The sequence below is a fragment of the Limosilactobacillus sp. WILCCON 0051 genome (assembly GCF_039955095.1).
Taxonomy (GTDB): domain Bacteria; phylum Bacillota; class Bacilli; order Lactobacillales; family Lactobacillaceae; genus Limosilactobacillus; species Limosilactobacillus allomucosae.
The window spans coordinates 1,403,906-1,421,535 of sequence record NZ_CP154878.1 but is presented as its reverse complement, the minus strand read 5'-3'; the positions used below and the strand labels follow the sequence as shown (position 1 = coordinate 1,421,535).

Annotated in this window: 10 protein-coding genes; 5 read left to right on the top strand and 5 right to left on the bottom strand. The window is 46.5% G+C overall.

Going from position 1 to position 17,630, the window contains the following annotated elements; genetic code table 11:
• The first annotated feature begins 4 nt into the window (after positions 1–4).
• The 3 genes from parC to ABC765_RS06560 all read left to right on the top strand — a co-directional run bounded on the left by parC (position 5) and on the right by ABC765_RS06560 (position 4,846).
• A complete protein-coding gene (gene parC / locus ABC765_RS06570) occupies positions 5–2,491 on the top strand; it encodes a DNA topoisomerase IV subunit A (protein WP_347980011.1) in 2,487 nt (828 codons plus the stop codon).
• Between the two features lie 138 nt (positions 2,492–2,629).
• Positions 2,630–3,565 carry a manganese-dependent inorganic pyrophosphatase gene (locus ABC765_RS06565; RefSeq protein WP_006499160.1) on the top strand — a complete coding sequence of 312 codons (936 nt, stop codon included), beginning with the start codon at positions 2,630–2,632 and terminating at the stop codon, positions 3,563–3,565.
• 93 nt (positions 3,566–3,658) lie between these two features.
• Positions 3,659–4,846: a zinc-ribbon domain-containing protein gene (locus tag ABC765_RS06560; protein WP_347980010.1), complete on the top strand. Its 1,188-nt coding sequence runs from the start codon at positions 3,659–3,661 to the stop codon at positions 4,844–4,846.
• 78 nt (positions 4,847–4,924) lie between these two features.
• Here ABC765_RS06560 and ABC765_RS06555 read toward each other — a convergent pair whose 3' ends face one another.
• The 5 genes from ABC765_RS06555 to ABC765_RS06535 all read right to left on the bottom strand — a co-directional run bounded on the left by ABC765_RS06555 (position 4,925) and on the right by ABC765_RS06535 (position 10,500).
• On the bottom strand, positions 4,925–5,968 hold the full coding sequence (locus ABC765_RS06555; RefSeq protein WP_347980009.1) for an iron-containing alcohol dehydrogenase family protein: 1,044 nt from the start codon (positions 5,966–5,968) through the stop codon (positions 4,925–4,927).
• An 80-nt stretch (positions 5,969–6,048) separates the two neighbouring features.
• A complete protein-coding gene (locus ABC765_RS06550) occupies positions 6,049–7,359 on the bottom strand; it encodes a lanthionine synthetase LanC family protein (RefSeq protein WP_347980008.1) in 1,311 nt (436 codons plus the stop codon).
• Position 7,360: 1 nt separating this feature from the next.
• The gene (locus tag ABC765_RS06545) at positions 7,361–8,029 is read right to left on the bottom strand and encodes an amino acid ABC transporter permease (protein ID WP_347953377.1); all 669 of its coding nucleotides are present in this window, start codon (positions 8,027–8,029) and stop codon (positions 7,361–7,363) included.
• A 24-nt stretch (positions 8,030–8,053) separates the two neighbouring features.
• Complete coding sequence (locus ABC765_RS06540; protein ID WP_347980007.1) at positions 8,054–8,836, bottom strand: transporter substrate-binding domain-containing protein; 783 nt, start codon at positions 8,834–8,836, stop codon at positions 8,054–8,056.
• A gap of 425 nt (positions 8,837–9,261) precedes the next feature.
• On the bottom strand, positions 9,262–10,500 hold the full coding sequence (locus ABC765_RS06535) for an OFA family MFS transporter (protein ID WP_347980006.1): 1,239 nt from the start codon (positions 10,498–10,500) through the stop codon (positions 9,262–9,264).
• 231 nt (positions 10,501–10,731) lie between these two features.
• On the opposite strand from ABC765_RS06535, the gene ABC765_RS06530 reads away from it, so the two are divergent.
• Positions 10,732–11,229, top strand: coding sequence for an N-acetyltransferase family protein (locus tag ABC765_RS06530; protein ID WP_347980005.1), 498 nt, complete (start codon positions 10,732–10,734; stop codon positions 11,227–11,229).
• A 422-nt stretch (positions 11,230–11,651) separates the two neighbouring features.
• On the top strand, positions 11,652–16,841 hold the full coding sequence (locus ABC765_RS06525; protein WP_347980004.1) for a MucBP domain-containing protein: 5,190 nt from the start codon (positions 11,652–11,654) through the stop codon (positions 16,839–16,841).
• The last annotated feature ends 789 nt before the right edge of the window (positions 16,842–17,630 follow it).

The following is a 17,630-nucleotide window of genomic DNA, read 5'->3' as shown; positions in this document are numbered from 1 at the left end:
GTCAATGAGTGAACCAAAAATCGAAAATATGACTTTGGAAGACTTGATGGGCGATCGCTTCGGCCGGTATTCCAAGTCCATTATTCAAGAACGGGCCCTGCCGGATATTCGCGATGGCCTCAAGCCGGTTCAGCGCCGGATTCTGTTTGCCATGAACAAGGATGGCAATACCTATGATAAGGGCTTTCGCAAGTCAGCCAAGTCAGTCGGTAACGTAATGGGTAACTTCCACCCGCACGGCGACAGTTCCATTTATGAGGCGCTGGTCCGGATGAGTCAGGATTGGAAGCTGCGTGACCCATTGATTGAAATGCACGGCAACAACGGGTCGATGGATGGTGATCCACCGGCTGCCATGCGTTATACCGAAGCTCGTTTAAGCAAGATTGCCGGCTTGATGCTTAAGGATATCGACAAAGATACGGTTGATATGACGCTGAACTTTGACGATACCGAAAAAGAGCCGACTGTCTTGCCAGCCCGCATTCCCAATCTTTTGGTTAACGGCGCGACCGGGATCTCGGCTGGTTATGCTACGGAAATTCCGACGCATAATCTGGGCGAGCTGATCGATGCACTGATCTACCTGCTTGGTCATCCCACAGTCAGTCTGGACAAACTGATGGAATTCGTGCCTGGTCCTGATTTCCCAACTGGCGGGATCATTCAAGGCAAGGAAGGAATCAAAAAAGCTTATGAAACTGGTCGGGGACGCATTGTCGTACGGGCCAAGACCAGTATCGAGACGCTGCGTGGCGGTCGGCAGCAGATCAATATCACGGAGATTCCATATGAGGTCAACAAGGCCCAGCTGGTCAAGCGAATCAATGACCTGCGTCTGGCCAAAAAGGTTGAGGGAATCGCTGAGGCGCGTGATGAGACTGACCGCAGCGGCCTGCGCATCGCAATTGAGCTGAAGCGCGGCGCCAATGCCGAGGGAATCTTAAACTATCTGCTAAAAAACACCGACCTGCAGATCAACTATAACTTCAATATGGTGGCAATCGACAATCAGCGGCCAATGCGGGTAGGCTTAAAGCATATTTTAACGTCTTATCTGAGCTTCCAAAAAGAGATCATTATGCGGCGGACGCGCTTTGATTTAAATAAGGCGCAAAAACGGCTCCACATCGTTGAAGGCTTGATCAAGGCGCTCAGCATGCTTGATCAGGTTATCAAAACGATTCGAGCTTCTAAAAACCGGGCTGATGCCAAACAGAATCTGATTGAATCGCTGGGCTTTGATGATCCGCAGGCCGAAGCCATTGTTACCATGCAGCTGTACCGGCTGACCAATACTGACGTGACGGCGCTTGAAGATGAGCAAAAGCGTCTGAATGATCAGATTGCCGAATACCAGCTGATCTTAAGCGATGAAAATGAGCTGGCCAAAGTGCTGCGCCAAGAAATGCGGACGATTAAAAAAGAATTTGCGACACCGCGCCGGACTGAGATTCAAAGCAAGGTTCAAAAACTGGAGATCGACACTAAGGTTACGGTCGCCAAAGAAGACGTGGTCGTATTAGTTTCTAAAGCCGGCTATATCAAGCGCAGCAGTCTGCGGTCATTTAAAGCTTCCAACGTTGAAGAAGATGGTTTGCGAGAAGACGACTATCCGCTGCTGATCCAAGAAACCAGTACGCTGGCGCATCTGTTCATGTTCACCAATCTTGGCCATCTGATCTATCGGCCGGTGCATGAATTGGCTGACGTGCGCTGGAAAGACGTTGGTGAGCATATTTCACAAACGATCGGTCTGGCCGCGGGTGAAGAGATTATCAAGGCAATGATTTTTGATCGGCTGGACATGCCAGGAACGCTGCTGATGGGAACCAGCGATGGTCAGGTCAAACAGACTGAGTTCAAGGAATATCAGCCAGGATCTCGTTATAAGAGCACGGCGACGGTCTACATGAAGCTCAAGGGCGATGACGCTCAAGTCGTTAACGTAATGTATTATGAGCCAAAAGATACCGCGCAGTCGCTGCTGGCAATCAGTCATGAAGGCTATGCCGTTCGCTTTGACGTAGCTGAAGTACCGATTGCCGGGGTTAGAACGACGGGGGTACGGGCCATCAACCTGCATGACGATGACAGAATGGTTGACCTGCAGCTGGTTGACGAAGATCAGCATCTGGCCATGGTAACTCAGCGCGGGGCCTTTAAAGAAATGGCCGTAGCCGACATTAAGCTTGGCGCACGGGCAAGGCGCGGCGAACTGGTGCTGCACCGTTTGAAGAAGCTGCCGCACAAGCTGGTCGACTTTTTGCCTTATGATGCCGACTATCAGGGAGCCGTTGAGATCATTACCGATCGGCCGATGTTCCAGGATGTTTTGATTACGGATCATCATCTGGGAACGGCCCATTCAAACGGTACTTTTGTAATTGATACCGAAAGTCAGGGCATTCCGGTTAAGCTGCGCATCAAGCCCCAGCTGACTGAAACGGCGACAAGCGAGCAGCTCGATCTGACGGACTCAATTTCATAGCCTGCATAAATATGCACCTGAAATGAAATTAGATTCCCATTTAAGGGCTGGTCGTGCTAAAATAAAAGGGTATAATTAATTTGCGAAAACGTTGCAGCTAACGTTTTACGTGATGATTGAATCAAAGGAGTTGTCTTTATGAGCAAGGAATTAGTTTTTGGTCATCAAAAGCCAGATACTGACGCCATTACGGCCGCAATGGCATTTTCATACTTTGAAAACGAACTGGGCTACGAAACGGAAGCCGTTGCCCTGGGCGAACCAAACGATGAAACGAAGTACGCTTTGAACTACTTCAACATGGAAGCACCACGGGTCGTTAAGACGGTTGCCAACGAAACTGACAAGGTAATGCTGGTTGACCACAACGAACCACAACAATCAGCTGCTGACATCGACCAAGTTACGGTTACGCACTTGGTTGATCACCACCGGATCGCCAACTTCAACACGGCACAGCCACTTTGGATCACGGCTCGTCCATACGGCTGTGTTTCTACGATCATCACGGAACTGTTCCAAGAAAAGCACATTGAAATTCCTGCCAACCTGGCTGGGATGATGATGTCTGCTATCATTTCCGACACGCTGCTGCTGAAGTCACCAACGACTACTGACCACGACGGCGAAGCTTTGAAGTACCTGGCAAAGGTTGCCGGTGTTGAAGACTACGAAGCTTACGGAATTGAAATGCTGAAGGCTGGTACCAATCTGGCTGCCAAGTCTGACGCTGATATCGTTGATGGCGATGCCAAGACGTTTGAACTGGGCGACGCTAAGCTGCGGATCGGTCAAGTAAACACGGTTGATCTAGATGATGTCTTCTCTCGTCAAGCCGACCTGGAAAAGACGATGCAACAGCTGAACGATGAAAACGGCTACGACACGTTCATCTTGATTGCTACCAACATTTTGAACAGCGATTCTGATCTGCTGGTTGTTGGCGGCAACACGGAAAAGGTTGAACAGGCATTCGGTAAGAAGCTGGGCGACAACCACCGTATGAACCTGCCAGGCGTGGTTTCACGTAAGAAGCAAGTGGTACCTCCATTGACGGACGTCTTTGAAGGCTAATCAGCGCTTAATCAAAACAGCACTCCGCCATTGCCGCGGGGTGCTTTTACTTTGCATAATTAAATCAATTAATGGTTTGACGGAGGAAGTAAGATGAAAGTCTGTCCAAACTGTGGTAGTGAAGTTTTAGAAAATGCCCAATACTGTACGCGTTGCGGCTGGCATTTTGAAACGGTCGCCAATCAGAAAACGGCTGATCAAGAAATTCAGCCAGCTTCGATAGCCAGCGAAAACAGTGAGTCGCCAGCAACTGAACCAATCAGCGAGCCACGGGCGATATCGGCTGCGGCTGAACGGCCTCAAGCAACAGCAGGGCAGCATGAGTCGCAAACATCAACGGATCCTGTCCATGCACAAAAAGCTGCTGAACCATCGTACCAAAACGCGATGGCACCAAGTCGTGAAGAAGTCTCAGACGTTCAAAACGTTACAGAACAGCCGCATCCTTTAGTCAACAATCCAAAAGCAGCCAGCCAGCCGGCCAAACCGGATCCAAAAGCAGCAGTCAGCGCGGCTGGTGAAGCTAAGGCCAATCAAGAGTCCGCGTCATTCAAGAGTCGTGCGGAAGCCAGAAAGCAATCCGAATCAAGTACGACCGGGGATTCATTTGAACTGACGCTGGATCTCGAGCATACCAAGCAGGGATTTAAACGGGCCTGGGCCTGGCTGATTGAGTCGCTAAGACATCCCAGTGATTATCAGCAGCCAAGCTGGCGTTGGACTGGCCTGACGATGCAGATTATCGAGGCCTTGCTTGCGGTCGTGACGATTGGCTGGATGGTTGATCATCTATCGGCTAAGCTTGCTCAGCTTGCGTCAGGCTCGGCAATCGTTTTTCATATCAAGGCCATGACGACGGGGAGCTTTTTCTTGCTGTGGCTGCTGATCGTGGTTGCCATGCTGCTGATGAGTGCCGTGGCGTACGTCTTTAAACGCTATGTCAGTGGTATTGAAGGCGGCGATTACGTTGACATGATCAATCATTTGACGTGGTCCAGCAACTTCAACGTTATTTTGCTGCTGGTCAGCTTATTGCTGGCATCATTAACCAGCTCGCTTGGCATGATGACTCTGATTGGCGTGATTCTGCTGACTGCTTTGGGAATGTTTGCCCTGGCATTGGCTGATACGATGCTTGAGGCTGGCAGTCAGAAGCTTGATCGCATGTATGGCGCGCTGATCGTTTTGGTCATCAATGGTCTGATCGTTTTTGCCGCGATTTCGTTAGGCGGCCAGCTGATTAAAGAAATGATCGTGGCGCTGATGCTGCAGCTGTTTTAGTTATGAAGGCATAAATCCAGTCTAAAAATACCCCCAACCGATCCGCTGGTTTGTTGCGAATTGATTGGGGGTTATTATTTAGATAAGTTTGGCTAGCGTCTTGCGAATCGTGGTCGCGGTTATGCCGGGAAAAATCGACTGCATTCTGATATTATCCGGCTTGGCCATGTATTCAGCCAATGAGTCCAGCTGCTCAGCCTGGGTAATGCCAAGTGCGGCCAAAGAAAGCGGCAGGCCAACCTTGGGATAGTAGGCGCGGATTTCTTTGATCAACGCGGGATCGTCTTCCAGCGTTACTTGAAACAGATTGCCTAAAGCAACGATTTCGCCATGCGTAAAGCGTTGCGGGCCAATGACCTTGACATAGGCATTATAGAAGGTATGAGCTGCCACGCTGCGTCCATCCAGGTCAGCCAAGCCATCAACCAATGACGCCGCTAAAAAGATGGTATCGATAAAGTTCTGCAGGTCAAGACCGTTAAGCGACCGTGGATCATCCACTTTCAGCATTTCCTGACGGCACCGCTCAATCAGATCCCGCGCTAAGGACAGCGATAGCGAATGCATTTGATCGTCAGTCAGGCGCCGGCGAATCTCATAGTATTTGGCCAGCGTGTCGCCGATGCCTGAACGCAGATATTCAAGCGGCGCGTTTTTCAACAGCTCAGGTTCCAGGATAACGGCATCAACGGGCTTTTTTTCGCGCACGCTGGCAATCATCTCGTGAGTTGGCGAATAGACGATGCTTTTAGTGGTGAAGGCCGCACAATTAGAAGGAACGGTCTGGACGTTGATCAAGACATTGTTGAGGCGGTCACTGACGACTTTTGCCGTGTCCATCAGCTGACCGCCTCCAAAAGCGATGATCCCGTCGTAGGCTTTCAGCTGTTTGGTAAGGCGATCGATTTCGGCAAACTCGCAGCTGCCGTTAAAGATTTCGACTGGGTACCGGGTCAGAAAATCAGCCGGCAGGTACTGGGGGATGACTTTTAAAACGGTTTGATCAGTTAAGATGACTAGCTTTTCCAGCATGAAGGCCTTGATCAGTTCAGGCAGCTTTTTCAGTGCGCCGGGTTCATTGACATAAATACCGGGACTGAGCCGGATCGTACGTTTAAACATCAAATCATTCCAATCTATAAAATTAAAGGTTAATTCAAAACCGGCCCAGCATGGTTCAACGCCTGTTTGAGCCGGTTGTTTTACCGATTTTGTTGCCAAACGGCAGGGTAGGGGTCATCAATGAAACGGTGCGTCGACAGCTGACCATTTTCCACCTCGCCCAGCTGCAGCAGATATGATGCAATACCGGCCGCACCATCATAAAAGCCCAAGGCCGCGGTAACGTTTTGCGGGTTCTTGCGTTCAAAAGCCTGCTTCCAATAGGCAAACCGGTCATTTTGAGTTGCCCGTTCAACTAAAATCGTGGCAGTCTGCTGAGCACGTTTAAGATAGTCTTGATTATTCGTTACCAGATAGGCGCCGGTAAACAGCTGCAGAATTCCGGCCGTGCCACAGCAGTAGTTGTCGGTTTCCCAATAGCCGGCTGAACGTTTTTTGGGTGCCTGTACGCGATCAAGTCCCGCGATGGCTGCCTCAAAATCAGCCACGGCATGAGCATCGTCGGTCTGTTTGGCCAGTTCATAAAAGTAGCGCGCCGTGCCCACGGGTCCACCGCAGTAGCCGACGTAGCAGATATGCTCAGTATCGGGATGATAGTGCGGTAAAAGCAGTCCCTTACCATCATTATAGTATTCATAAAATTCGCGAATACCCTTGGTGCCATCGATAAAACGATTTTCTCCTGTCAGCTCAGCTAATTTAAGCAGCGTAAACGCCACGCCGGCTGGTCCCAGTGGAAAACCGGTATTGAACTTGCCGATGGGACCGCCCACGAATTTAAGATCCAAGCCGACATAAAATGACTGTCCGTGCTCGTCAATTCGCTTGTGGGCTAGAACATAGTCGCCAAATTTGATCAAAGCATCCTGCAAACCATCGATCAGATACCTTGAACCCAGCCGTCCCAACAAAAGCGCCGTGCCACCGTCAGCCACGATGCCAATCTGGCCGCTCCATGATCCATCCTGCTTTTGATCATTGACGATACCGTTTAAGATTTTGATGATGGCGTGGTCAAAAACGGCCTCATGATGTTCTTGATTGATCCAGTCCAATGCTTGCGCCACACCGCTGAGTCCGGTGGTAAAGGCATAGCGGCTAAAGGCTTTGTCCAGATGCGGATTGCGTTTTAAAATTCGTGCGGCTAGTTCATGACCAGCCGCGACAGCTGTGTCTAGATAGCGCTGATTGCCGCTGATCTGGGCCAGCTCCAGGTAAAACTTCACGATCCCACTGGCCCCAGCATACATGGAGGCTTCATCATAATAGCGCCAAGGTCCCTGAAACGACTGGCTGATATCCCAGGTGATACCGTGGTCGGTTTTGATGATATGTTCATCAAGCCAATTGGCAGTTTTTATGGCAATTGGTAAATACTGGTTGGTACTCAAGTTAAGCTGTCTCCTCTCCAAAGCGACGTGCCAAGCGTTTTTCCAATAATTTCTGCAGCAGCGTGTAGGCGTAGATCATGATTACGTACCAGATTCCCACGACCAGGTAAACATCAAAGTATTCAAAGTTTTCCGTTGCTAAAAGCTTGCCGGCACCAAAAATTTCCGTCACCCCGATTGAAAATGCCAGTGAGGTTTCCTTCAATAGGCCGACAAAGGTGTTGCCAGCGGGCGGAATGATGATGCGAATGGCCTGCGGGATGATGATCTTACGGTAGACCAATGATTTGGACATTCCCAACGCCAGGCCGGTTTCCAATTGACTTTTGGCAACTGAGGCAATGCCAGACCGGAAAATCTCAACCAGATAAGCGCCTTCTTTTAATGCCAGGCAGACCGTTGCGGCGATTGAGGCCGGTACCAGAGAGCGACTGTGCAAAAGCTGCGGCAATCCATAATAGCCGACAAAAAAGATCACCAAAGTCGGAAACCCCCGAAAGATCAAGACGTATAAATCAACCAGCCAGCGACTGGATTTATGATGCTGACCAACGCTTAGAACAGCAGCGACAATGATGGCAAGCATCATCGCCGCAACTGCCATTAGCAGCGTTACCGGGACGTATTTGCCGATTTCAGGAAAGACCTTGAGCATATAGGGAAAATCCATATTCGTTCCTCCGTTGACTGGTAATTAGTCGTTGCTGATGGACTTTTTGGTTACGTCCTCACCGTTGTAGTACTTCTTGGACAGCTTTGAAAGCGTGCCATCCTTCTTCAATTTCAGCAGGGCCTTGTCAAACTTCTTCTGCTTGGCTTGAGCTTGGCTGTTTTTGGCAAATGGGAATGCCGACTTGTTCCAGCCAGCCACGCCTTTAAGAATCCGCAGATCCAGATTTTGCTTCTTGATGGTTTCTTGCAGGAACTGCCGCTGATTTAAGACCCCGGCAACCGTACCATTATTGGCATCCGTGAAGACGGCATTGCGATCATCGTATTTCTTGATCTTGATCTTGGAATCATACTTTTGCAGCAGGTCAATGTTAGAAGAGCCAACCGTCGCGGAAACCGTCTTGCCTTCCAGGTCCTTGATCGTTTTGTACTTGGAATCTTTTTTGACCGCGATCTGAGCCGCATAGTAGGAGTAGACTGGCGAGAAGCTGTACTTCTTTTCACGTTCAGGCAGGACCGTTACGGAGTTGGCAATCGTATCAATGCTTCCCTTGTCCAGCTCGCCAAACAGACTTGGAATGTCGCCAACAACCTTGAACTTCACTTTGTCGCCCATTTCCTTGGCTACGGCTTTGGCAACGGCAACGTCAAAACCGGTTAATTTGTCGCCTTTTTTGTAGGAAGTCGGGTAGGTCTGTGCCGTGGTACCAACCGTCAAAGTCTCGGCATGAGCAACGGGAGCAGCTGCAACGGTTCCACCTAAGGCAAGTGCGGCAATCAGCAGTTTGATCTTCGTAAATTTCATTTGTAAAACCCCTTTAAAATTGAATAATAGCAGTAAACCAACAAAAAAGGCCGTGACTCCATCAAAGGAATCACGGCCCGGTCGCCTACCTGGGTATGGCAAGCGCTTTGTTGGGGATCAACGTCCGATTACCTAAGTCCAGATTGATTCAGTGATGGCATGCCAAATAGTGCGCGGCACACTACAGTACAGCACATGCATTGACAACACATCATTGAATCAGACTTAATCATGGCGTTGAAATCCTCCTTTCGAAAATCGTTGCAAATAGCATACCGGTTATTAGTGACAAATGTAAACAATAAAATTAGAATTTTTAAAGAATTATGCAGGGTAACAGTCTAAAAAAACCAAGTATAATCAGAAGACAGCTGTATATTTAGCAAGGTAAAAAAATTATTTTGTCGTTTTTAACAAAAAATGGATTACTTTACGTCAGCGGCTTCTTTCGGAGTAACAAAATCACGTTGAATCCAAAGCGAGATCAGCATGGCGATCACGTCAATCACGATAAAGGCCAGCAAAGTAACGTAGTAGTTGTGCAGAACTTGGTGCGTAACGGAAAGCAGTACGGGACCGACCATGCCGGCAACTGCCCAAGCCGTCAGCACGTAGCCATGAATTGCGCCTAGTTCCTTGGTGCCAAAAACATCGCCCAGGTAGGCTGGAATAACGGAGAAACCGGCACCGTAGCAGGAAAGCAGCAGGCAAAGAGCAATGGCGAAGATTGCGGGTACCTGGCAGAAAATCAGAATAATCAGCATAATAATGTCAACGATAAAAATCAGGCTGTAGGTCAGTGGACGGCCAATCCAGTCAGAAAGCGTAGCCCAGATCAAGCGGCCGAAACCGTTGAACAGACCTAAGATACCAACCATTACGGCTGCCGTAGCCGCGCTCATTTTAGTCATTTCTTGGGCCATTGGCGAAGCAGCCGAGACCAGACCGATCCCCGTCGTAATGTTGATGAAGAACATCAGCCACAGAAAAGCAAAAGTTCGGGTTTTAACAGCTTCGTTGGCCGTCAGCTGTTGACCATTCGTCAGGCTGACGCGGGATGCTTTTTGCGCGATAGCCATTGGCAGTTCATTTGGCCGCGGCTTTTTGATGAATTGAGCGGCAATCAGCATTACAACCAGGTAGAAGGCGCCTAAGACGTAGAAAGTTGCAGAAAGGCCAACATTAGACATCAGCTGTTGAGCAATTGGACCCGTCAACAGTGCAGCAAAACCAAAGCCCATGATCGCAAGACCCGTTGCCAAACCACGCTTGTCAGGGAACCAGCGGATAATCGTAGAGACCGGCGTTACGTAGCCAGATCCCAAGCCCAGTCCGCCAATGACGCCATATGCCAGATACAGCAGCCAAAGTTGGTGCGTGTGGATGGCAACCCCGGTCAGCATGATGCCGGAGCCGTAAAAGATTGCCGAGATGGTACCAGTAACGGTTGGGCCAAACTTTTCTACCAGCCGGCCCATAAAGGCAGCTGACATTCCTAAACAAAAGATGGCCAGGCTAAACGCAAATGAGACTGATGCTTCCCGCCAACCCGTCTGTTGCGCGATTGGCTTGGTAAAAACGCTCCAGGCATAGACGCCGCCGATCATTAAGTGCAAAACGACACCAGCGAAGGCGACGCCATAACGATTCCTTGTCTTAGTCATAGTTTTCTCTCTCCCTTATATAATTAAACACGAACAATAATAAATTTAAGATTGTTAAAATTCGGTGTATTGCTACATTAACATGCTGAACTTGAAAAAACAACGTCGAAATGCCACTTCTAACCGAACTTTAATTTGAAAACCTTTCCAGTGGCTGATCAGAGACGAATTTGCTAAAAAAAGAAAGCTTTTCTATAATTTGGCAAAAACAATAATGAGGTGAGCAGCAAATTGAGTATTCGTTTTGAAAAGGCCAGGCATGAGGATCTGCGCCGGATTGTTGAAATCTATAATCAGATTATTCCTTCACGATTGGCCACGGCGGATCTAGAACCATTGATGACTTCAGATCGCGAGGCATGGTTTCACAGTTTTACGCCAACCCATCCGTTATGGGTTATCAGAAACGATGCCGATGAGATTTGGGGATGGGTAGGACTGGAGCCGTTTTATGGGCGGCCAGCCTATGAACACACGGCTGAGGTCAGTATCTATATTGATCAGAACGTGCGGCATCAAGGCTTGGGGTCGCAGGCCATCCAGTTTGTGATTGCCCAGCTGCCCAGTTTAAACGTGACTGCGCTGGCCGCTTATATTTTTGGGCATAATCAGCCAAGTCTGGGTCTATTCAGAAAGTTCGGTTTTGAACAGTGGGGCTTTTTGCCGGCCGTTGCGGAACTGGATGGTCAAAAACGGGATTTAGTGATTATGGGGCAAAGATTTGACTAGCAAATAAGATTTTATAAAAAAGCCTGAGTCGCAGCAATGAAACGGCTCAGGCTTTTATAATGTAAAACTAATTATCGAGTGAATGGTTAAAATGTTTTTCGGTAAATTTTTGAACGCAAATGATCATATCAGCGATTAAATTATTTTAATCTGCTTAAAGGATATTTTTTAATTAAAATTGAACATGTTATGTTAATTATGAAAAGAATATAAAAATAATTATTACAAAAAGAAAAACGTTTTCATAAATTGATGATATATTTACTAAATATAAATGTAAACATTAACACTACAATTGTTGAAGAAAGTAAACAGTGATAATATTTAATTGATTAACTGTTTCTATAATGATGATTTGTGTACTGGGATTACAGAGGCAGCTGATCATGGAGAATTTTTGATTTAAAGGATAGTGTTTTTAATTGGTTTCGAAAAATAATTATCAGCAGTTGATTAAAAAATGCTTTAATCAGCGCCAGCATTGGGGGCTGCGCAAACTAAGCATTGGGGTTGCTTCAGTTTTGCTGGGAACGGCGATTATCGCACAAGGCTCTGTCTATGCCGACACCCAGTCCGTACCTGCCGACTCTGCAGAAAATGGTGTCAGCAGCACTGGGGAATCAGCTGCTTCGGGCAATACATATGTTTTGAAGAGCAGCCAAGATACGTCAGCAACTACTGACTCGCAGGCGGCTGCAACTTCAGCGGCTCCGGCAACGGCTGCGGCAAGTGAAGAACAGACTGATCATGACGTTAATGGAGTTCAGACGACTTTTACGCGTAGTCAATCAGCGGTGACTGGCAACAGCGACAGTAATCCAATTAGCGATGAGTCAGGAGCGTACTGGCCTGATACTAAGGGTGCTTCACTCAAGAATTATGATAAGACTCATTCGGTTGATTTTGCGCAAGGTGGTACTGATTTAAGCGGTGGTAAGTTTGTTGATCCAACTAAATTAACTGACTACGATCAAGAATATAGTGATACGCCTAATCTAATGCATAACCAAGATCTGCATCTGTATGTCAATGGTAAAGAAGTTGACATCAGCACTTTGCAGGATGATGACTCTTTAGGGAACCAAAAGCAGCTTAATTCATCGTATCCTGGACATAATTCAAAAGGTCATGCTCATCTGATTAAAGTTAGTGATTTTGGCCCGAATACATATTTCTACGCGCGCAATGCCGTCCAAAAATACAACCAAATAACGGGCGCGATTGAGCACTACGATGTCAAATGGACGCTGGAATCGGTTAACTATGCAAATGAGCAGGCCTTGCTGGCATTTGGGATAAAAGGTCTGCTTGATGGCGGCGGCAATCCTTTGTTTAATGTTGGTTCTGGCTGGCAGGTAGCTAAACGAGGCAATTTCGCCAATACACATCTTCAATTTTTCAAAGAAGTTAATATTGATAATTTCGTTAATCAAGATGGCACTTTGAAAGAAACAGTTGCTGAAGCGATTAAGAATGGTGATATCGTGGCAACTGCATTGAAGATCCATGAAGGTTTTACCGATCTTGACAATAATGAAGCGATTGAGATTAGTGAGAATGCAGTTCATAGAGTCCTGGTTGATAATTCTTCGACCTTGGCCTATCAAAAAACTAATGATGGTTATTTAGCTATCACGCGGACGTATAATGACATCAGTGATCATGAGGCTAAATTTAATAATGCCAATGAGGTAGTTGCTCTGCTTGAATTAGATGTCCCAAAAGAAGGATTTGATCTTTCGATAGCAACGGCAGGTCATTCCGTCAAAGGTGAAATGGCTGAAGGCAGCAAGGTTGCGCCAGCCGTTTTGGATACGGTAGCTTATTTGAAGACTTTAACCGTCAATTACTATGAGCTTGATGAAAATGGTAATCCAACTACGATTAAGCTAAAAGACACCAAAACTGCCCATAACTTTATTGGCAAGTCATATGGTCTTCAAAATACTGATCAAGACCAAGATGGCAAACAGGATGCTTTTGATTACTCGGCACCACAAGAGATTACTGACCAGGATGGTACAACTTGGAAATTAGTTAAGCAGACTGGTAATAACTTAAAAGATAACGAAAAAGACAAAAAACACGATAATACATATCAAGACTGCTTGAACGTTATTAATTACTACTATCAAAAGAGCGAGGTTCGTCAACAAGGTACAGAAAGCGTCACTTATAAGTTTTATAACGATCAAGAAAAGACTAAGCTGGTCAAAGAAATCACTAAGACGCCGGTATACCAAGATGGCAAGTGGCAATGGCGGATTGAAGAGACCGATTATGACGATCAAGGCCACAAGACTTACCAAGCCACAACTACTACAGACAGCCTCATGGAAGGTTTGAGTGCCGATCAAGCAACGGTTAAATTTACTGGGACCGTAAACTATGACGGCAATGGCAAAGCTACCGGTACAGCTTGGGATGCAAATGACAAAACGTACGGCACGATTAAAACGCCAGCAGTTGAGGGCTACACGGCAGATAAGGCCAGCGTTGGTGGAGAAAAGGTATTACCTAATGATTCATCACTTAACCGCGCGTATGAAGTTGTGTACATCCAGAATCGGTACAGCCTAACAGAGAAATTTGTAGATGAATCTGGTAATGAACTGTCACCAAGTGTTCCTAAGGGCAGCTCGTACAAAAATGGCGATGGCTTTGACGTAACTAAGGATGCCAAGGTAATCCCTGGCTATGTTTTAGTAAATCAGGACAACACCAGCGGCAAGTTTGGTAATAGCGACCAAACGGCTACATTTATTTATAAAAAGGTTGGTAAGCTGATTCCGGTAGATGAAAACGGTACGCCAATTCCAGGTGCGGACACGCCGACCTACAAGAATGATCCAACCGATCCAACCAAAGTCTTGAATCCAACCGTGCCAAGCATTGATGGCTGGAAACCAAAAGACAATCAGCCAGGCGATTCAATTACGCCAAAAGACCCAACCCAGGACATGCCAGTACCATATATTCAAGTTGTCTCTGGCACGATCAAGTACATTGACGACACGACGGGCAAGAAACTAAGCAGTGAAAATCTTAAAAAGGGTGCAGTTGGTTCTAAAATCGACTACACTACTAAAGACAAGATTAAAGACTACGAAGACCATGGCTACGAATTGGTATCCAGCGACTTTACTGATGGAAAACAAACCTATGCCAAGGAAGGCAACAATTTCGAAGTTCATCTAAAGCATGCCACGAAGTCAGTTACGCCAGATGATCCAGCTACGCCAGGCCAGCCAATCAATCCTAAAGGCGATGCCAAATATCCAGATGGCGTTGCCAAGAATGACTTGACTGCTACGGTAAAGCGGATAATTAACTATGTCGATGAAGACGGCAATAAGGTTAACGGTGCTCCAGACGGTACCAGCTCGTACGTTCAAACTGCTGAATTTACGCGGACTGCGATCGTTGACAAGGTAACCGGCAAGATCCTGGGCTACGACACCAACAATGATGGCAAGGTTGACACCGAAAGTGCAAATCGTGCCTGGATGCCAATTAATAAGACTTTAGAAGCTGTTAAGTCAGCCGATCCAAGCTCAGTAGGCTATGACAAGGTTGATATTGCAAACGTTTCATCACTGGTCGTTACGCCAGATCAAGGCAACAAGACAGTTAAGGTAACCTACAGCAACAACCCGGTTTCCGGCAAGATCAAGTACATTGACGACACAACTGGCAAGGAACTAAGCAGTGAAAATCTTGAAAAGGGTAAAGTTGGTTCCAAGATCAACTACTCTACTAAAGACAAGATTAAAGACTACGAAGATCAAGGCTACGAACTGGTATCCAGCGACTTTACTGATGGCAGTCAGGTCTACAAAAAGACTGGTAATGACTTCGTGGTTCACTTAAAGCACAAGACGCAAACCATCACGCCTAACGACCCTAATCCGGTAACACCGGGCCAATCAATCAATCCTAACGATCCGAATAGCCCAGTTTACCCAACGGAAGTCGATCATAAGAATCTGGCCAAGGATGCCAGCCAAACGATTCATTACATTGGTGCCGGCGACAAGACGCCAGCTGACAATATTGTGCGGCAAAAGGATGCCTTCACGCGGACTATTACGCTTGATAAGGTTACTGGTAAGATTCTTACGATAACGCCATGGAGTACTAAGACGTTTAACACGGTGAATACGCCAGTTATTAATGGCTACCATGCTGACAAGAAAGTTGCTGGTGGTCTGACGGCAACGGTCGACAATCCAAACGTAAAAGAGACGGTGACCTACGCGCCAAATGGCAAGCTGATTCCAGTGGATCCAAATGGTACGCCAATTCCAGGTGCGAACACGCCAACCTACAAGACCAATCCAAATGATCCAACCAAGATTTTGAATCCAACCGTGCCAAGCATTGATAACTGGCAGCCAAAAGATAATCAGCCAGGCGATTCAATTACGCCAAAAGATCCGAGTGAAGACACGAAGGTATCATATATTCAAGTCGTTTCTGGCACAATCAAGTACATTGACGACACAACTGGCAAGGAACTAAGCAGTGAAAATCTTGCAAAGGGTACAGTTGGTTCTAAGATCAGCTACACTACTAAAGACAAGATTAAAGACTACGAAGACCATGGCTACGAACTGGTTTCTAGTAACTTCACTGATGGAACGCAGACCTATGCCAAGGAAGGCAATGATTTCGTCGTTCATTTAAAGCATGCAACTAAAGAAAAGGTAAGCTACAAGGACGCTACCCAAACCATCCACTACACGGGTGCGGGCAGCGACACTCCTGCTGACAAGGTTCAAACTGAAAAGCATGCTTTCAGTAAGACGGATACGATTGACCAGGTAACTAATAAAGTAATCAAAACTACCGGCTGGGTTGGTACAAAGACTTTTGGTACGGAAGACACATCAGTCATTAATGGCTACCACGCTGATAAAAAGACAGCTGGTGGTCTGACGGCAACGGTCGACAAGCCAAACGTGAAAGAGACGGTGACCTACGCGCCAAATGGTAAGCTGATTCCAGTGGATTCGAATGGCAAGTCAATTCCAGGTGCAGACACGCCAACGTACAAGACCAATCCAAATGATCCAACCAAGATTTTGAATCCAACCGTGCCAAGCATTGATGGCTGGAAACCAAAAGATAAGCAGCCAGGCGATTCAATTACGCCAAAAGGTCCTGGTGAAGACACACCCGTAATGTATGTAAAAAAACGTCAAAAACCGGTCATGCCAGTTATTCCGGCGCAGCCTAAGAATCCTGCTGTACCAAATAATTCGGGGCAGTCGAGAACGCCAAATCAGTCTGATAATTCAAAACAACCGACAATACCGACGGCGCCTGATCAACCAAATGATTCGATTGTGCCAAACGATTCAAAACATTTGGCAACGTCAACGCCTCGCGATCAGTCGATTTCTACTATGCCAGGCAATTCTAAGCAACAGGCAACAGTAAGTAATTCAGTGACAGCTGAACGGTCAGCAGCTGCTGATTCTGAAAAAGAGTCAACCCTGCCACAAACCGGTAACGATAATAACCAAACAAAAGCAGCCATGGGACTGGGCTTAACTAGTCTAAGTACAATAATGGCAATGTTTGGTCTGAAGAAACGTCGTCATAATTAATTACGAAAAAACGGAGCATCCAGAAAACTGGAATGTTCCGTTTTGTTTTTCACTAAATTTAAAGCGTTTACATGTCGAGTAGCAGCTGCTATTCGGCATGTTTTCGTTTTCAATAAAACAGATTAATTACTATATGCACAATTTAGTGTTCATAGCGAAATGCTTTTTTACAAATTTTAAATGCATATAGTTTAACCTTTTACCGCTTTTAAAACTTTACGAAAAATAAAAAAGGCGAGACGGGGCAAAAATGTCTCGTTTCACCTGGGATTTCAAGGGAACCAAGCCTCGTCGCCGCGAACGAGTAAATGACAAAAGTCAAACTTGGTAATTTATGTCGGGCAACGGCATCTTTGCTATGTCACCACAAAAATGGGGATTTAGCGGCTTAAACTGCGTTGATGCGTTGAGGTGGGGTGACTCATAACTTAGGAGTTACGAACCCCATTTTCTAGGCATGTATGCACATAAAGCTGAAATTAAATGAAATCTTTGGCAAAACGATATCAATAAATCTCAAGCCTACGTACGATACTGCTTTTATACTTTTAACTTTAATGTTTGTTGAACAATAAGTCAATGATTTCCTTAACATATATGCCAATCCCTTAAAAAAATTTTTGCATTCTTTAATAACTCATAACTCCTAAGTTTTGATTCTTTTTTATTTTGCAAATAGCGTAAGCACTTAAAAATGCAGCTCGGCTATTTAAGAAATTTTCATAAAAGAATTAAGCCAAAAGACGGTTTGATGGCAACAAGGTCTTCGGGAAAGCAAGGGGGAATTGT

Bases quoted from the DNA above. Each gene is read 5' to 3' on its own strand.
- parC (WP_347980011.1), top strand. From the start codon at position 5: ATGAGTGAACCAAAAATCGAAAATATGACTTTGGAAGACTTGATGGGC.
- ABC765_RS06565 (WP_006499160.1), top strand. From the start codon at position 2,630: ATGAGCAAGGAATTAGTTTTTGGTCATCAAAAGCCAGATACTGACGCC.
- ABC765_RS06560 (WP_347980010.1), top strand. From the start codon at position 3,659: ATGAAAGTCTGTCCAAACTGTGGTAGTGAAGTTTTAGAAAATGCCCAA.
- ABC765_RS06555 (WP_347980009.1), bottom strand. From the start codon at position 5,968: ATGTTTAAACGTACGATCCGGCTCAGTCCCGGTATTTATGTCAATGAA.
- ABC765_RS06545 (WP_347953377.1), bottom strand. From the start codon at position 8,029: ATGGATTTTCCCTATATGCTCAAGGTCTTTCCTGAAATCGGCAAATAC.
- ABC765_RS06540 (WP_347980007.1), bottom strand. From the start codon at position 8,836: ATGAAATTTACGAAGATCAAACTGCTGATTGCCGCACTTGCCTTAGGT.
- ABC765_RS06535 (WP_347980006.1), bottom strand. From the start codon at position 10,500: ATGACTAAGACAAGGAATCGTTATGGCGTCGCCTTCGCTGGTGTCGTT.